Genomic DNA, 14,099 nt, shown 5'->3' on the forward strand with positions numbered 1-14,099 from the left:
GTGGCTATGCGGGTTCCTGGCGCGAACTGCGTAGGTGCTCTTGGCGAGCCATGACCAGGCCGCGCCAGCGTTCCCGGACAGTACTTGCGTCGTCGAGCCACTGGGCGGTGCTTCCGGCGGGCTGAGGTAGGTCGGCCATGGCGGTGGCGATGTCGACGTAGTAGGCGAAGTCCCCGTCCTCGGTGGCCTCGCGCAGCCGGTCGAGGGTGGCGGCGAGGTCGTCGGGCGCGTCGCGTACGGCGTGGTGGAAGGCGAGTGCGGTCTCCACGAGCGGGGTGAGCCAGGGCAGGCCGGCGACACTGATCTCGGTGCGCAGCGCGGCGATGCGGTCGGCGATGTCGCGGTCGGTGCCGGCGCCGCGTACCAGGCCGGCGACGTGGGCGTAGAGCATGGTGGCGCGCTGGTCGAGCGGTTCCAGGAGCTGGTGGGCGAGGGCCAGTTCGTCGTCGGCGCGCACCGGGTCGGCGAAGGCGACCACCAAGGCGAGGAGGGTCTGGGCGATAGCCCGTTCGCCCGGGGCATTGTGCTGTTCGGCGTCGGCCCGCGCGGCTTCGAAGGCGGCGGCGGCGCGGTCGATGTCGCCGTGGGGCCAGTGGATGTGGGCCAGGACGCGGTGGTGCCGTCCTTCCCAGCCCAGGTGCGGGACGGCGGCGAAGGCGGTGGGGAAGTCGCCGGCGATGCGGGCGAGGTTGGCCAGCCCGCGGCGGCCGCGCGGGGCGAGCCGGCCGCCGGCCTCGGCGACCTGGCGGTATCCCTCAAGGGCGGCGCCGGTGCGGCCGAGGTCCTTGTGGGCCTTGGCTCGGTAGTACAGGCCGAGTTCGGTGAGTTCGCCGGGCAGCAGGCCAGTGTCCAGGACGGTGGTGAGGCGCTCGGCGGTGCGCTCTCGGTGCTCGTGCTGGCGTCGGACGATGGCGGCCAGGAGCTCGTCCACGGCGTCGGCGGGGGTGTCCATGCCCGACTGCCCGGAGCCGGCCGAGGCGTGGGTGGGTGGGGCGAGGGGCTCCCAGACGGAGTCGCTGGTGTAGGCGAAGGCGGCTTCGGTGAGCCAGCCGAGGTCTTCGAGGCGGTGGTCGCGGGCCAGGCGCAGGCCCTGGCGCAGGCACGCGACCAGCAGGGCCCGGCTGGGGGCGTGAGCGTGGGCGTCGTGCCACTGCTGGCCGAGGGCGGCCAGCGCGCGCTCGGCGGCCTGGTGCCAGTCGGCAAAGGTCCAGCGGTCCTCGGTGTGGTCGTCCGCGGTACGCAGCGCGGTCCGGATGGCGCCGTGGAGGTGGTAGGGCCAGATCGCGTAGGGGTCCTCGCTGACCATGGGCCGACCGACGAGCCGGCTTGCGGCGGCCTGGTGGGTGAGGCCCGCGGCGCGGGTGGCCAGGTCGATATCGAAGGCGTCCAGCAAGCTGGCGCTGCGCAGGACATGGCGTTCGTCGCCCGTGAGGTCGGACAGGATCCGGACGACGAGGGCGGGGAAGGTGTGGTCGAAGTCGGCGGGCGCCGGGGTGCGGCCTGTGCGGCGGAGTTCCAGGAAGCGGGCGACGGCCAGATCCAGGTGCAGCGGCAGGCCGTGCGAGCGCGCGGTGATGACGGCGCGGACGTCAGGGCCGATCAGCGGCTGGCCGTCCTGGGTGAGCCGGCGGGCCAGGTAGGCGTCGCAGTCCTCAGGGGAGAAGTCGCCGATCAGGTGCTGGCGGGCGCCGCCCTGCCCCGCGGCGCGGGCCGGCTGCCCCGCTTCGGGGGCGAGCCCGGGCCAGGAGGTCGGGCCGGTGTAGTCCAGCTGGCCTTGAAGCCCGTCGTCGGCCCACGGCAGGCGGTTGCGGCCGCCGATGACGAAGAACGCGTTCGGCATCAACCACACCAGGCGCTGCAACAGCCGCTCGGCGTCGCGGTGACGGTCCCCGGTGTCCTCGAAGGTGTCCAGCAAGACGACCGGCACCACCGTCCGCCTCTCGGGCAGTTGGCTGATCTCCCACGCCAGCAGGTGCGGGTAGTAGGAGAGCGCCTCCAGGTCGGGCTCGGCCTCCAACAGGGCCGCGGTCCGGGCGCAGCCGGCCAGCGCCCGGGCCCGGGCCCGGCGTTCGCGCAGCGCCTGCACGAGCGCCGTGGTGATCTGGCCGGCCGCCGAGCCCACCATGCCCGGCAGCTGCAGGGCGCCGACGGCCTCGGCGACCGCGGCCTGCATCTGCTGGGGCAGCATCTGCCCGAACCGCCCCGCCAGGCCGGTGCGCCGGACGTACTCCTCCAGCGGCTCACCGGGGTGCTGGGTCTCCCAGTAGCGGCGCAACGCCAGGTCGAAGCTGGGCAGGGGCCGGCCGACGGCGGCGGCCAAGGCGAGGCGGATCGTGAGCACGACGCGTTCGAAGTCCGAGCCGGTCGACGCCGAGCGGGCCAGGTCGATCCGGATCGGCACGATGCGCTCGTCCGCCCAGGCGGGCGCGCCCCACTGCACCGGACGCTGCTCGGCCGCGGCGAGCGCCGCTTCGAGCTTGCGCAGCAGGGTCGACTTGCCGACGCCGCCCACCCCGTGGAACGTGATCACGTTGTTGCGCGGGGCCTCGAGGTCCTCGACGTCGAAGCCGGGGCCGGCGAGGTGCCGCAGGTGCTCCTCGATGGCGACGGCGACGAGGTTCCACTGGTTCTGGCGGTTGGTGAACGCCTCGTTGCTGCCCACCGGGTCGTTGGAGCTGAACAGCGCACGAAGGTCGGCCATTGCTGAAATCCCCCCAGAAGTGATCACCTGCGCGCCAAATCTATGCCGCGTACCGTGGCCGGCCCAGCTGTGGTTCCAGCCGACCACCGACAATGATCATTTGCTGACGACTCCGAGCTCCAAGGTGGTTCCCATGCACGACCCTGCAACGCCCCCGCCGTCCTCTCCCCAGCCGCCGTCGCAGCCGTCTCCGGACCTGGGGGGCGACGAGGTCGGGTACGAGGTGGCGCTAGAGATCCTCAGGAATGTCCTTGCCTGGTACAGCGAGCAACTCCTGCTCGCCCGGCGCTCCGGAGATCAGCAGCGTCTGGAAGAGCTCAAGGCCCGGCGGCTGGAATGTGTGGAAGACCAGCACCGGCTCCGAGAGGCCGGGCCCGAAGAGACCGCCCGTATCACCGCCGTCTACGCCGCGCTGCTGAAGGAGCTGGAGGCCGCCGCGCCACCGCAGCCCGAGTCGTAGGTCCGGCGTCGCACCGCGCCGCCGGTGGCCGCTGCACGGTGCGGCGTCGTAGTTCTAGGCGCGCACCGGCAGCGCGGCCACCGGGGCGGGGGTAGGGAGCTGGCGGGACTGCTGGGCGGGCATCAGCGGACAGGCCAGCGCACCGATCGCGACGAGGTCGTCGCGGTACTGGGGCATCGCCGCATGCAGCCGGCGCTGGGTGGCCCAAAACCGTGCCGTCTCCTCCTCGGTGTACAGCCGGGACCGCTCCGAGGCGAGGACCAACGCAGCAGCGGCACGCCGCACCCAGCGCCCTTGGCCATCGCGCTCGTTGCGGTACAGGGGGTGGGCGTCGCGCCGCATCACCAGAACCGCGTCGACCACGGACAGTTGCTCTGCCACCGCCACGACCGAGGGGAGGGCGGCGAAGTGGGTGTCGTGCCCGGCGGCGGTGGTGAACCGTGCGGGCAGGCCGTCGCGGCTCACCTGGGCGTAGCGGGCGGCCGTGCCCTGCCGTGAGTCAGCCGCCCGCACCGCCAGGACCACGACCTCCACCCGGTAGCCGGCCTGCCGGTACGCGGCCGCGCTGGCGACGAACTGGGTGGCGCTGCCCGGGGCTACCTCGATGACGGCGTCCCCGTGCTGCTGGCGCACATGCGCCTCCGCTTGCGCCTGCCAGGCTCGGTAGTCGGCGCGGATCCGCGCGGAGGCCGTGCGCGGCTCCTCGCGCAGCAACTGCCGGTAGTCCGGATGGGCCGCTTTGAAGTCGTCACCGCTGATGTGGACCGGGTCCCGCAGGCTACGGCGTACCATCCTGGCCGCCAGCGTCTTCCCGGCGCCGGGCTGGCCCATCACGAACACCGCTACCGGTCGCTCCTGCGGGGTGATGCGCCCCAGGGACGGCACGATCACCTCATCGAAAATCCACCGGTGCTCGTCCGCCGAGAGTCGGTGGTAGTCCACCCCGGGCGCGTCCTGCCGGGGCTGAGCGGTGCGCCGGACCGGCTCGGCCAACGCCGAGGCGCGCTCGGCGCTGCGGACGACGGCCAGCGCCCAGTCCTCCGGTAGCCGCGGGTCGGCCAGGCGGCGGTCGGCGGCCGCGAGCTGCCGCCGAACTCGGGCCGTCTGCCGGGCGTCCCACGGTCGGTTCCGTTCGCTGAGTACCGCGTCGGCTGCGCCCGTCGGGCGGCGCCACTGCCCGTCAGAGTCGAGGGCGTTGTCGTAGACGACCTCCATCGCTGTCTCGACGGCGCGCCTGACGACGAACACCCGGTCCGCCAGGTGCGCGGCTTCGACCACGCTGAGGGTGTCGACCAGCGCGGCCGCACAACGGTCGTGGTTGGCCCAGGAGACGTAGCGGGCCCGCCCCTCCTGGGCAAGGCGTAGGTACCGCTCCAAGATGCCGAGTTGACTGACCGCCTCGGGCACGGCCAGGGCCACGATCTCGACCCGGTAGCCGGCCTGCCGGTATGCCGCAATCTCTGCGAGGAACTCGTCGGGGTGGGCCAGGGGTGCCTCCACCACCGCGTCGTACCGACCGTCCCGCACCCGCGCCTCGACGTCGGCTTGCCACTGGTAGGTCTCCGGCCTCACCCGCACACCGGCGGTACGCACGTCCTCGGCCAGGAAGGCGGCGTAGTGGGGGTGGAACGCCTTGTAGACATCACGGTCCACGCGCACCGCGCCGCCCCGCCGCTCCAGCGCGGTGTGCACCAGGTCGACGACCAGCGTCTTGCCGCTGCCTGCCTGGCCGGCGACGAACACCACCACTGGGCACTGCTGGGACACCGCGCCGCGTATGGCATCGGGGAGCACCTGGTTGGCCAGGACCGAGTGGGGCCAGCCGTCGGCCGGATCCGGCTTCGGCGGCGCGGGACGGGACTGCGAGGGCACTGTTCCTCCACGAACAGGTCAGGTGGAGCGTGGAAGGGGGCGAGCGCAGGCGGCACAGGCCCGCGCGAAACCCGTTACGCGGTCGGGGTGTTCAGGGCGCGCCGCAGCTCATCCAGCGTGCGGCCGTCGGACATCTGCCACAGCGTCCAGCCGTTGATGACGTTCCCTGTGATCGCCTCGGCAGCCTTCGACGGAGAAGCAAACGGAGAGGCGAACCCGTCAACGATCAGTTGGCCGTCGGCGGTCACGACCGCCCGGCCGCTGCGGCCGGCTCGCCGTTGCCGAAAGGACAGTTCCGTACCGGGCTCCAGCAGCCCAGCTCCCATGAGCCCCGCCAGCGGGCCGTGCGGCACCCCCACAGCGGGCGCGGTGACAGCAGGGGTGTCCGCGCTGCCCAGGGTCAGATTGACGTGCACGGTCTCCCCGTCACGGGCCTGTGTCAGGTGGGCGATGACCGCGGAGTCGAAGTGGATGCTGAGCGTGGGCATGGGTACGGCCTCCTCGAAGAGTCAACACGGAGATCATACCTGAGAAATTCTTCGGATCTCAGCGATTCAGCAGAAAATCGTGAAGAGGCGAGGGCCGGCACAGTCATATCGGGCGTCTGAGATACTCGACAGCCGACAGCAGCTCGCTCACCGTTGGAGACACCATGGCCGAAGACCCCCTCGCCCAAAGCGAGCTCGCTGCTCTCACCCGCCGCTTCGAGGAGAACGCGCAGACCACCGAGCGCGAGTTCGGCATCGTCAAGAGCGACCTCACAGCCCTGCGCCTCCAAGTCGGCAACCTCGACCAGAAGGTCGACCGCTTGGGCGCCAAGCTCGATGACTTCATCACCGAGCAGCGCCAGACCAACGCCACCCTCGTCCAGTTGCTCGCCTCTCTCGCGGGCAAGGACCCCAACGCCAGCTGAAGGCGAGGTCGGCTCCCGAGGCCAACCCAAGCAGCAATCGTCACGCGGGCCCGCACTGAAGAGTGCGGGCCCGCTGGCTTTCCACACCCGGTGAACCTGTTCTGGGCTGCGGGGACCGGCGCAGCGCGACCCTGGAAGAGTGAAGGAGAGCAGGAAGACCCGGCGCTGCGAAGCGTGCCGGAGGGCCCTGCCGCGCGATGCCGGCCCGAATCGGCGGTTCTGTGATGCGACGTGCCGCGGGAGGGCATGGCGCCAGCGGCATCGGGAGTGGACGCGGTTCCAGGAGGCGGTCCAGCAGGGTCTGGATGTCATCCGTGGGGGAGAGCTGTGGGCCTCGGGCCGGTGTCCGGTGTGCGGGGCTGCGGTGCCGCTGAGCAAGCGTCTGGGGGCGGTCTACTGCGGCGCGGCGTGCCGGACACGGGCATGGCGGATGCGGCGTGACGCATCCGAACGGTCGTTGGGTGAAGCGTCACGGTGTGACGGTTAAGCGCAACGATGGATCTTGAGCTTCGGTGCTCTCACTCCCACTCCTCGCTGCCGCCGCCTCGCCACTCGACCAGCGACGCGTCCTGCGGGTCCGGATCGTCGAGGCCGGCCCGCCGGAGGAACTCGTAGACGTCGTTCAGATCGCGGGCCCGACCGACCATCTCGCCGCGCACCGTTACCCGGCGCGTCCCCTGGGCGAGGGGGTGCACCACGACGGGTGGCTGCTGGACGTCCATAGGCCCAGGGTCCGGCGGCGCACGCCGGACCGCATGTGATCGGCGACGGGGTCAGCCGGCGGCGGCCGCCCGGCTCGGCCTGCCCCAGCCCAGGCTTCGGTCGACCGCGGCGAGCAGCGTTGGCTCCCAGCCGGCGGCCGCGAGTGCGGCGTCGTCGTGCAGGCCGGCCTCCGTCAGGGCGGAGAGCTGCACCGCGTGCTCGATGCCCTCCGCCCAGGCGGCCGTCACCGCTTCGCGCACGGGGATCCGTGCCGCGATCTCCGTGGTGGTGCCGACGTCGTCCGCGCGGGCCGCGGCCAGCTGTCGGCCGCGGACGGCGACGGTGTCGAGCAGCTCGACGGCCCGCTCGGCATCCGGCTCCGTCGGTGCCCGGCGGGCGGCCGGCCGGACACCACGGCGCAGCTGCTCCATGCGCGTGGGCAGTGGCAGCCAGTCGGGCTCGCCAGCCATGTCGGTGTTGGCCTCGGCCACGGCACGGGTCCAGGCGCGGCTCAGGCCGCGGGGCTGCAGCGGCGTCCCGGCCGGGGTAGCCTGCCCGCCGATGTGGTTGTTGAGCAGCGAGACCCATAGCTCGCGCGAGGTACCTCGGGCCAGTAGGGCCTGGCGCTCGGGTAGCCAGCGGCGCAGCGCTGCGCGGGACAGTCCGGACAGGGCCAGGATCTCCACGTAGGCGTCGGCCGGGTTGCGACCCTGCGGGCGCCGGACGACGCGCAGTTCCTCCAGCGTCGGCGACAGGTCCTCGACCGTGCCGGCGCACAGCTCGCCGGCGCGGATGCTGGTGTCGGAGACGATCGCGGCGATGGCGAGCATCCGCAACCGGCTCGCGGTCGCGCCGGGGGCGTCGGCCAGCTCGGTCAGCTGCGCGCGGAGGAGAGAGCGCGGCCGCGGAGCAACCGGCGGAGCGGCGGGCGGATCGGGTTGTGCGGGGAGTTCGGCGTAGGCTCCGGCGCCGCTCGCCTTCACCAGTTGCCGTAGGGCGTCGAGGCGGATTTGTCGGCTGTTGTCGGAGGGCTTGCTTGGGTTGCGTGCCGCGCGGACGCGCAGGGCTCCGCTCTGGGCCAGCTGCAGGTATGCCTCCACGGCCTCGTAGCGGAAGAGCTGCTTGATGGTGGCCTGGTCGTCCAGCGGGTGGTCGGGGTGGGCCAGGGCTCGGCTGTACTCGCCGGCCACCCACCGGACCTGTCGGGCGCGGGAGGTGCCGGTCGTCGGCCAGCTCGTCACCTCGGTCGCAGCCGCCGAGAGCAACGCACCACCGGTGAGCGTCTGCTCGACCTTCGGGTTCACCGTGCCTCCTTGGCGCTGAGCACCGCGCTCCGCACCGTGCGTAGTTCGTCGAGGAGTGCCAGCATCGCGTCCCGCGCGGCGACTGCGGCGTCGGCCTGGTTCGCGGTGACCTCCCTGCCTTCGGCACGCTTGCCGAGGGTGGGCTGCAGGCGAGGCCCGTCGTGCGGGGCGAATGTCGCCCGGAGGTTCTGCAGGCACTCCATAAGCTGTGGTCCACCGCTGCCGGCGGCCAGCGCTGTGGCCAGCTGGTGGATGTGCACCGTGTCGAGGTCTGGCCAGGCCGCGGCGGCGTCATAGAGCTGCTCGCCGGTCATCCGGATGCGGTCCTCGTGCTCCACGCACCATTCATCGGCGATGCGTTGACGCGCCCGCGCGATGCGGGCGCCTGCGACGTCGTGGTCCTGGCCGGCGCTGCGCGCAGCGGTCTCCAGCCGCATCGCGCGGGTCTCTGCGCTCTGGCGGGTGCCGAGGCCGAGCCCGTCGGCGACCCTCTGCCAGGACGCTCCCCGCGAGCGGGCCGCGCGGATCAGGTCCAGCTCCAGTCGCTCCAGTCGCTGGCGGGCATCGCCGACCTGCGTGAGGGCGGCCAGGACATCCTCGACCGGCACTTCGGGGCGGCGCTCACGGCTTCGGCCGGCGCCGTGGCCGTACACGGCGGCACGGACGGCCTTCATCGCCTCGGCGGGGTCGTGGATGTCGTGGCCTTCGTTGTACCGGTCCCTGAGTAGGGCCTCGGCCGCCTGCTGCAGCTCGCGCTGCTTCGCGTAGTCCTTCGTCACGACGTCAGCGTTTCACTGACATGCAGCCAGTGTCAGCGAAACGCTGACACTGACCAAAGCGGAACACCCCCACCCGCAGACACGGGTAGGGGTGCGATGCGGACGGGCCTCCACTCCCTCATTCCTTCGGGGCCCGGAGTGCCTTGGTGCGCAGTTCGGTCGTCGACTTGATGATGGCGTTGCGCACCCTGAGGTACTCGGCGTGGTCAGCCTCGCCCGCGGCGGCCTGAATGAACACGTCTTGCGTGACGGTCTTGTTGAGTTCCCGCAGCTTCTTCAGGGTGTCCTTCAGCGTGACCAGGTGCTCGGGGACGATCTCCGCGTCCTCGATCCCGTCGTCCGCAGCCCCATCCGCTCCAGCGGAGGGGGACTGCGCCGCCCCGCCAGCTTCGGTCGACCCCTCCCCCTCGTCGCCACCAGGCGCTGCAATTGCAGCGCCAGTGTTCGATTCAGATCCGAACGCAGGTGCTGCAATTGCAGCGCTTTCCAGGCCCAGCGTTTGCTGTGCGGCCTGCTCGATCACGGCGCGCTGCTGGTCCGGGATCGTGGGGAGCTGCGCCGGGAGTTCTTCGTGCACCGCACGCAGCGACGCCGCTGTCGGCCTCTCTCCCAGCGCGGCACTGACTTCGCGCACCACATCAAAGAGCGTCACCGCCGCGTGCGTCCCGTGCTGCCGCTCGGTCTTCCGCGTCTCCTTGATCTGCCCGGGGTTGGGCACTACGCCGGTCTGCTTGGCCGTCTCCAGGGCCAGCGGCAGTCCCTTGCGAAGCTGCCGGCCGTACACCGCGGAGCGCCCGGTGAGTTCCTCGACGTAGGCGCCCAGGGTTGTGTGGGTGCGGCGCCACCACTTGCCCTTGGCGGCACGCTCCAACCCCTGCGCGATGACCCAGACCGAGGCGTCACCAGTCGCCAGTGCGGTACGGATCACCTCCTCGGTGGCCGCCTTCTGCTCCAGCTCCAGCTCGGTGAGGTCGGAGGTATCCCCCTCCGTGACCTCCCGGACGGCATCCATGCTCGGCAGACCGTCAGCGAGCCGCAGTACTGCGTCGATGCTGTCAGCCGGCTTCGGTCCGTCAAGGATCGCCTCCGTCCGCTTCTCTACCGCGGTCCCGGCGCCGACGGCGTACCCCCGGTCATCGTCGAAGAGGTCGTCCAGGGCGTCGCTCGCGTCATATCCGGCCATCAGGCTGCACCCTTGTTCCCGAAGAGGACGCTGGCTCCGCGGTCGTAGTCCAAACCTGTTGTGGCGGTCGGCGCGAAGACCCGAAGCGGCTCCTTGTCGAGCTGCGCTTCACCGATCCGCACGGATGTGCGTGCGGGGAGGATGACGGCGTTGGGGTACGCCTTGGCGAGCTTGCCGCCGATCTGCCGGGCAAGCGTCGACTTCTCGAAGTCGGTGAGCACGACGCTGGCCACACGCAGTTGCGGGTTGAGGCGACCCTGCACCGACCGGATCGTGCGGTTCAGGGCGGCGGCACCGCGTACGTCGAGGCCACTTGCGGCCTGCACCGGAATGATGACGTCTTGAGAGGCCACGAGCGCGGACACCGTGAGCGGCCCGAGCGACGGACCGCAGTCGATGATGGTGACGTCGAACCCGTCGTCGGGCTTGGACAGGTGGTACTGCAGGTTGGTATCCGTGCCGGTCGGGTGCTTGGTCTCGACGTCTTCGAGGTCGGGGAACGACGGGACGAAGTACAGGCCCTTGTACGGCGTGGGGTAGGTGATGTCCTGCAGCGTGACCGTCTGGTCGAAGTAGAGGTGCTCCAGGCTCTTACGAGCGGGCTCCGCCAAGTCCTCCGGCCAGAAGTAGCGCAGCCATACAGTCAGGCACGCCTCCTGCGGGTCTGCGTCGATCAGCCGCACGCGCAGCCCGCGGGCGATCAGCGACATCGCGAGTTCGAGTGCGGTGGTCGTCTTACCCGCTCCGCCCTTCTGGTTGCAGATGGCGATGACGCGGGGCAAGGTCCCGGGCAGGAACGTCGGCGGCACCACGATGCTGGGTTTCCAGCTGTGGTAGGCGGAACTGAGGTCCCATTCGGTGACGATGTCGAGGAACGCCAGGTCGTCGCTCAGGGGCGATACCTGTACGGTCTGTCCTTGTGTTTCTCGCATAGCCCGCAACCGTAGCGGGTGAAGCACAGCGGTCGCCCCGCCCGGTCAGGTTGCCGGACGGGGCGATTCCGCTACTGGCGTGGAGGGTGGAGCATGGCCCGGCCCAACTGCGCACACCTGTCGTCGTGTTGACCTTCCACGGCCCAGAGCTCCGCGTGTGGACTACTGCCCCTGCCCCGGGGGCTGCGGCGGATCGACCTGGCCGGAGCTGCCGGGGAGCGGCTGTTGGCCGCCGGTGCCGGGGGTGAGGGCGTAGAGCGTGCGCTGGCCCAGCTTGTCGGCGACCACCAGGGCACGGCCGGCGGCGACTCCGAGGGGGAGCGCGACGTCGTCTCCGCCGATGACGGTGTCGGTGCCGGCCGCCAGGGCATGGGTGCGCTGCTGCTGGTCGATGGCGTAGATGCGGCCGCCGGCTGCGGCCTTGGGGGTGGTGCCGGTGACGTAGCGGCCGCTGCCGTCGGCGGTGTTGAGGAGCAGTGGGCCGATCGCGACCAGGTCGCCGGTGACGCGCATGGTGGAGGTGTCGGCGTCCTGTCCGGCCTTGGCGGCGGCGAGCGGCTTGCCGGTGTGCGCGTCGTAGGCGGTGGCGATGATGGTGGAGCCGTTCTGCCACACCCCTGCCAGACGCCGGCCGTCGATGCCCACAACCCGGTTCAGGCGGGCGCCGTTGGCAGGTGGGGCGAGCTGCTGCCCCTTGCCGAGGTCCTTCTGGCCGGGTGTCAGGCTCCAGATGTGGCCGGCACCGTTGGCGGCGAGAACGGTGGTGCCGTTGGCGGCGAGCGCGGTGGCCTTCGCGGGCAGGTCGACGGTGCGGACCTGGCCCTTGCTGATCACGCCGGCGGTTGCCTCGTCGAGGGCGACCAGGGGGGAGTCGCCTGCGAACGTGACGGTGCCGCCGCTGGAGGGCAGGTCCACGGTGGTGTGCGGGTGTCGTGAGCCGTCGAGCGGCCAGTAGTGCAGCGTCTGCCCGCTGCTGAGGGCCAGGACGGCGCGGCCGTCGATGCGGGTGAACACCAGCGCTCCATAGGCGCCGTCGGGGAGTTCCGCGGTCCACCGCGTGATGCCGGTGGCCGGGTCGAGGACGGCCAGCTCGCCCTTGTCGGTGACGGTGGCGACCGTGCCGTTGGGGGCGACGGCGGGTGAGACGTCGGCGCTGACCGGCAGGGACCAGGCGGCGCGGGTCGTCCAGCCCTCCGGTGCCGGCCGAGGCAGGTTCGCCGGTGGTGGGGTTGCGGGCCCGGACGCGGTGGCGCGGGTACGGGTGTTGGGGGCCTGGGCGGGGTCGCCGCCTGCGATGTTGAGGATGACCACGCCGATCAGGGCTATCGCGCCGAGGAAGACCGCCACCGCGATCAGGCCGCGGGCCTGGGACTTGCCTGCGGCCTCCGGTTTCTCGCCAGGGTTCGTGCTGCCTTTGCGGGGGGCCGGCGCGGGCAGGCGGAGGCCGCGGCGGGCCGGGGTCTCTTCGGGGACGGCCTGGACCGTGCCGTCGGGGTGGACGATCAGCGGGATGCGGGCGCCGTCGGTCTCGATCGCGGTGACGCGGATCGGCCGGCCGAGGCGGGCGTACTTGCTGGCGACGTGCTGGACGGCCCATCGGCGAGCGTCGGCTCCGTCGAGGCCCTGGGGCAGGCGCAGGCTGACCCCGTCGACCTCGACCAGGCCCTGGCCGGTGAGGCGGACCTCGGGCGCGGGCCAGGCGGGGACGGTGGCGGGATCGATGTTCGTCGTCACGTTGAGACTCGCATGCTGTCGGCCTTCCAGGGACTGCTGGCGGTGCTGCGGGCGAGGTGGATCCAGGTCACCCAGTGTTCGTCAGCGTCGCCCTTCCAGCCGTCGCGGCCGCGGAATTGGACGGTGACTTCGAACTGCCGGTAGGCGCTGGTCTGAGTGCTCGCGGGGGCGGTGTCGTGGGCCTGACGGGCGGTGACAGCCGTGTAGCCGTGGTGGGCGGCCATCTGGTTCCAGCTGGCGCCGGGCGGCGCGACGGGTTGGGCCAGGGCTGTCTTGGCGTAGGCGGGGGTGAGCCACCGCCCGGCGCGGCGTTGGGCGTCGGCGGGCGTGCGGTCCAGTGCGGTGTCGTAGGTGAACGCCGTGACGGCAAGGGCGTGGGCCACCGCGGTGGCGTCCTCCTCGTTGACGGTCGTGGGTAGGCCCTTGGGGGTGCCGGCCTTGCCCGAGGGCATCGCCTGCGGGGGTGAGTAGGTGGCCGTGGGGCGGGCTGTCGGGGCGGGGGAGGAGTGCGACGGTGCGGGCGTCGGGGTGTTGTCGTCCTGGCTGCCGCAGCCGGCGGCGGCCGCTGCGACCAGGACGGTGGCGGCAGCCGCGGCCAGGCGGCGGGAGGTCCTCGTCGTGCTCATGTGAATCTCCTGATGTCCCACGGGTACTTCTGCCACGACGCGTCGAGGGGCACCCGCTTGACGACGGTTCCTGGGTGGGGTGCGTGGATCATCTGACCGTTGCCGGCGTAGAGGCCGACGTGCCCCCAGTCGCCGTCGTTGTTGATGACGATGACGTCGCCGGGGCGCATCTGTGAGCGGGGAACGGGGACGCCGGCGCCGCGCTGGGTCTGCGAGGTGCGCGGGATCGTCTTACCGGTGGCGGCGTAGATCGCGTATTGCGTCAGGCCCGAGCAGTCGAAGCCGCCCTCGGGGCTTGGTCCGCTGGCTCCACCGCCACCCCAGATGTAGGGGCGGCCGAGGTACTGCTCCGCTGCGGCGACGGCCTTGGCGCCCGCGCCGGTTCCAGCTGGGCCTCCGCCGGCGACGGCGCCCTGGTACTTCTGCGCGAGCTTCAAGATGCTGGCGACGTAGCCCTGGGTCTCCCAGTAGGGCGGGACTCCGTGGTGCTGCCACACCGCGCCGGATCCGGCGTTGTAGCCGGCCAGCGTCAGGGACACGATGTCGCCGGTGAGCTTCCCGCCGGCGATGCCCGGCAGCAGTTCCTTGGCGATCACGCAGTCGTAGGTGCCCTGCGAGAGGATCGCGTCGGCCGGGTTGAAGGGGTCGGCCTTGCCGTCGCCGTCGCCGTCCACGCCGTAGGTCGCCCAGGTGCCCGGCATGAACTGGCTGAGCCCCAGGGCGCCTACCGGGGAGCGGGCCTGCGGGTTCCATCCGGACTCGGCCTCTATCTGGGCCGCGATAATGGCGGGCGGGATCTGGGAGCAGATGCTGCCGGCCTTCGTGATCCAGCCGCGGTATTCGCTCGGGACGGCGTCGCTCAACCCTCCGAGGGTGCTGCCGCCGTCGACCAT

General features: G+C 71.7%; 13 protein-coding genes. 2 read left to right on the top strand and 11 right to left on the bottom strand.

Going from position 1 to position 14,099, the window contains the following annotated elements:
* Positions 1–4: 4 nt before the first annotated feature.
* A complete protein-coding gene (locus tag ACJ6WD_RS35375) occupies positions 5–2,701 on the bottom strand; it encodes an ATP/GTP-binding protein (RefSeq protein ID WP_407617260.1) in 2,697 nt (898 codons plus the stop codon).
* 133 nt (positions 2,702–2,834) lie between these two features.
* Between ACJ6WD_RS35375 and ACJ6WD_RS35380 the strand changes: the two genes are divergently transcribed.
* The gene (locus ACJ6WD_RS35380) at positions 2,835–3,161 is read left to right on the top strand and encodes a hypothetical protein (RefSeq protein WP_407617261.1); all 327 of its coding nucleotides are present in this window, start codon (positions 2,835–2,837) and stop codon (positions 3,159–3,161) included.
* Positions 3,162–3,215: 54 nt separating this feature from the next.
* Here the strand turns inward: ACJ6WD_RS35380 and ACJ6WD_RS35385 are convergent, their stop codons facing one another.
* Both ACJ6WD_RS35385 and ACJ6WD_RS35390 read right to left on the bottom strand, forming a co-directional pair.
* Positions 3,216–5,033 carry a zeta toxin family protein gene (locus ACJ6WD_RS35385; RefSeq protein ID WP_407617262.1) on the bottom strand — a complete coding sequence of 606 codons (1,818 nt, stop codon included), beginning with the start codon at positions 5,031–5,033 and terminating at the stop codon, positions 3,216–3,218.
* 74 nt (positions 5,034–5,107) lie between these two features.
* Positions 5,108–5,521, bottom strand: a complete 414-nt coding sequence (locus tag ACJ6WD_RS35390) for a DUF4357 domain-containing protein (RefSeq protein ID WP_407617263.1) — start codon at positions 5,519–5,521, stop codon at positions 5,108–5,110.
* A gap of 164 nt (positions 5,522–5,685) precedes the next feature.
* On the opposite strand from ACJ6WD_RS35390, the gene ACJ6WD_RS35395 reads away from it, so the two are divergent.
* Complete coding sequence (locus ACJ6WD_RS35395) at positions 5,686–5,946, top strand: hypothetical protein (RefSeq protein WP_407617264.1); 261 nt, start codon at positions 5,686–5,688, stop codon at positions 5,944–5,946.
* 518 nt (positions 5,947–6,464) lie between these two features.
* Here the strand turns inward: ACJ6WD_RS35395 and ACJ6WD_RS35400 are convergent.
* The 8 genes from ACJ6WD_RS35400 to ACJ6WD_RS35435 all read right to left on the bottom strand — a co-directional run bounded on the left by ACJ6WD_RS35400 (position 6,465) and on the right by ACJ6WD_RS35435 (position 14,069).
* Positions 6,465–6,668 carry a hypothetical protein gene (locus tag ACJ6WD_RS35400; protein ID WP_407617265.1) on the bottom strand — a complete coding sequence of 68 codons (204 nt, stop codon included), beginning with the start codon at positions 6,666–6,668 and terminating at the stop codon, positions 6,465–6,467.
* A 51-nt stretch (positions 6,669–6,719) separates the two neighbouring features.
* A complete protein-coding gene (locus ACJ6WD_RS35405; protein ID WP_407617266.1) occupies positions 6,720–7,952 on the bottom strand; it encodes a hypothetical protein in 1,233 nt (410 codons plus the stop codon).
* The gene (locus ACJ6WD_RS35410; RefSeq protein WP_407617267.1) at positions 7,949–8,731 is read right to left on the bottom strand and encodes a hypothetical protein; all 783 of its coding nucleotides are present in this window, start codon (positions 8,729–8,731) and stop codon (positions 7,949–7,951) included. Before ACJ6WD_RS35410 ends, ACJ6WD_RS35405 begins: the two co-directional genes overlap by 4 nt.
* A 118-nt stretch (positions 8,732–8,849) precedes the next feature.
* Positions 8,850–9,914: a hypothetical protein gene (locus ACJ6WD_RS35415; protein WP_407617268.1), complete on the bottom strand. Its 1,065-nt coding sequence runs from the start codon at positions 9,912–9,914 to the stop codon at positions 8,850–8,852.
* Positions 9,914–10,846 carry a ParA family protein gene (locus ACJ6WD_RS35420; RefSeq protein ID WP_407617269.1) on the bottom strand — a complete coding sequence of 311 codons (933 nt, stop codon included), beginning with the start codon at positions 10,844–10,846 and terminating at the stop codon, positions 9,914–9,916. Before ACJ6WD_RS35420 ends, ACJ6WD_RS35415 begins: the two co-directional genes overlap by 1 nt.
* Positions 10,847–11,008: 162 nt before the next feature.
* A complete protein-coding gene (locus ACJ6WD_RS35425) occupies positions 11,009–12,580 on the bottom strand; it encodes a PQQ-binding-like beta-propeller repeat protein (protein WP_407617270.1) in 1,572 nt (523 codons plus the stop codon).
* A complete protein-coding gene (locus ACJ6WD_RS35430) occupies positions 12,577–13,206 on the bottom strand; it encodes a hypothetical protein (RefSeq protein ID WP_407617271.1) in 630 nt (209 codons plus the stop codon). The genes ACJ6WD_RS35425 and ACJ6WD_RS35430 overlap by 4 nt, the downstream gene beginning before the upstream one ends.
* Positions 13,203–14,069: an NlpC/P60 family protein gene (locus tag ACJ6WD_RS35435; protein ID WP_407617272.1), complete on the bottom strand. Its 867-nt coding sequence runs from the start codon at positions 14,067–14,069 to the stop codon at positions 13,203–13,205. The genes ACJ6WD_RS35430 and ACJ6WD_RS35435 overlap by 4 nt, the downstream gene beginning before the upstream one ends.
* Positions 14,070–14,099 lie beyond the last annotated feature (30 nt).

This window comes from Streptomyces sp. VTCC 41912, assembly GCF_045799175.1.
GTDB classification, from domain to species: domain Bacteria; phylum Actinomycetota; class Actinomycetes; order Streptomycetales; family Streptomycetaceae; genus Streptomyces; species Streptomyces albulus_C.

Excerpts from the sequence above, each read along its gene's own strand:
- ACJ6WD_RS35375 (WP_407617260.1), bottom strand. The coding sequence starts at position 2,701 with ATGGCCGACCTTCGTGCGCTGTTCAGCTCCAACGACCCGGTGGGCAGC.
- ACJ6WD_RS35380 (WP_407617261.1), top strand. The coding sequence starts at position 2,835 with ATGCACGACCCTGCAACGCCCCCGCCGTCCTCTCCCCAGCCGCCGTCG.
- ACJ6WD_RS35390 (WP_407617263.1), bottom strand. The coding sequence starts at position 5,521 with ATGCCCACGCTCAGCATCCACTTCGACTCCGCGGTCATCGCCCACCTG.
- ACJ6WD_RS35395 (WP_407617264.1), top strand. The coding sequence starts at position 5,686 with ATGGCCGAAGACCCCCTCGCCCAAAGCGAGCTCGCTGCTCTCACCCGC.
- ACJ6WD_RS35400 (WP_407617265.1), bottom strand. The coding sequence starts at position 6,668 with ATGGACGTCCAGCAGCCACCCGTCGTGGTGCACCCCCTCGCCCAGGGG.
- ACJ6WD_RS35415 (WP_407617268.1), bottom strand. The coding sequence starts at position 9,914 with ATGGCCGGATATGACGCGAGCGACGCCCTGGACGACCTCTTCGACGAT.
- ACJ6WD_RS35420 (WP_407617269.1), bottom strand. The coding sequence starts at position 10,846 with ATGCGAGAAACACAAGGACAGACCGTACAGGTATCGCCCCTGAGCGAC.
- ACJ6WD_RS35430 (WP_407617271.1), bottom strand. The coding sequence starts at position 13,206 with ATGAGCACGACGAGGACCTCCCGCCGCCTGGCCGCGGCTGCCGCCACC.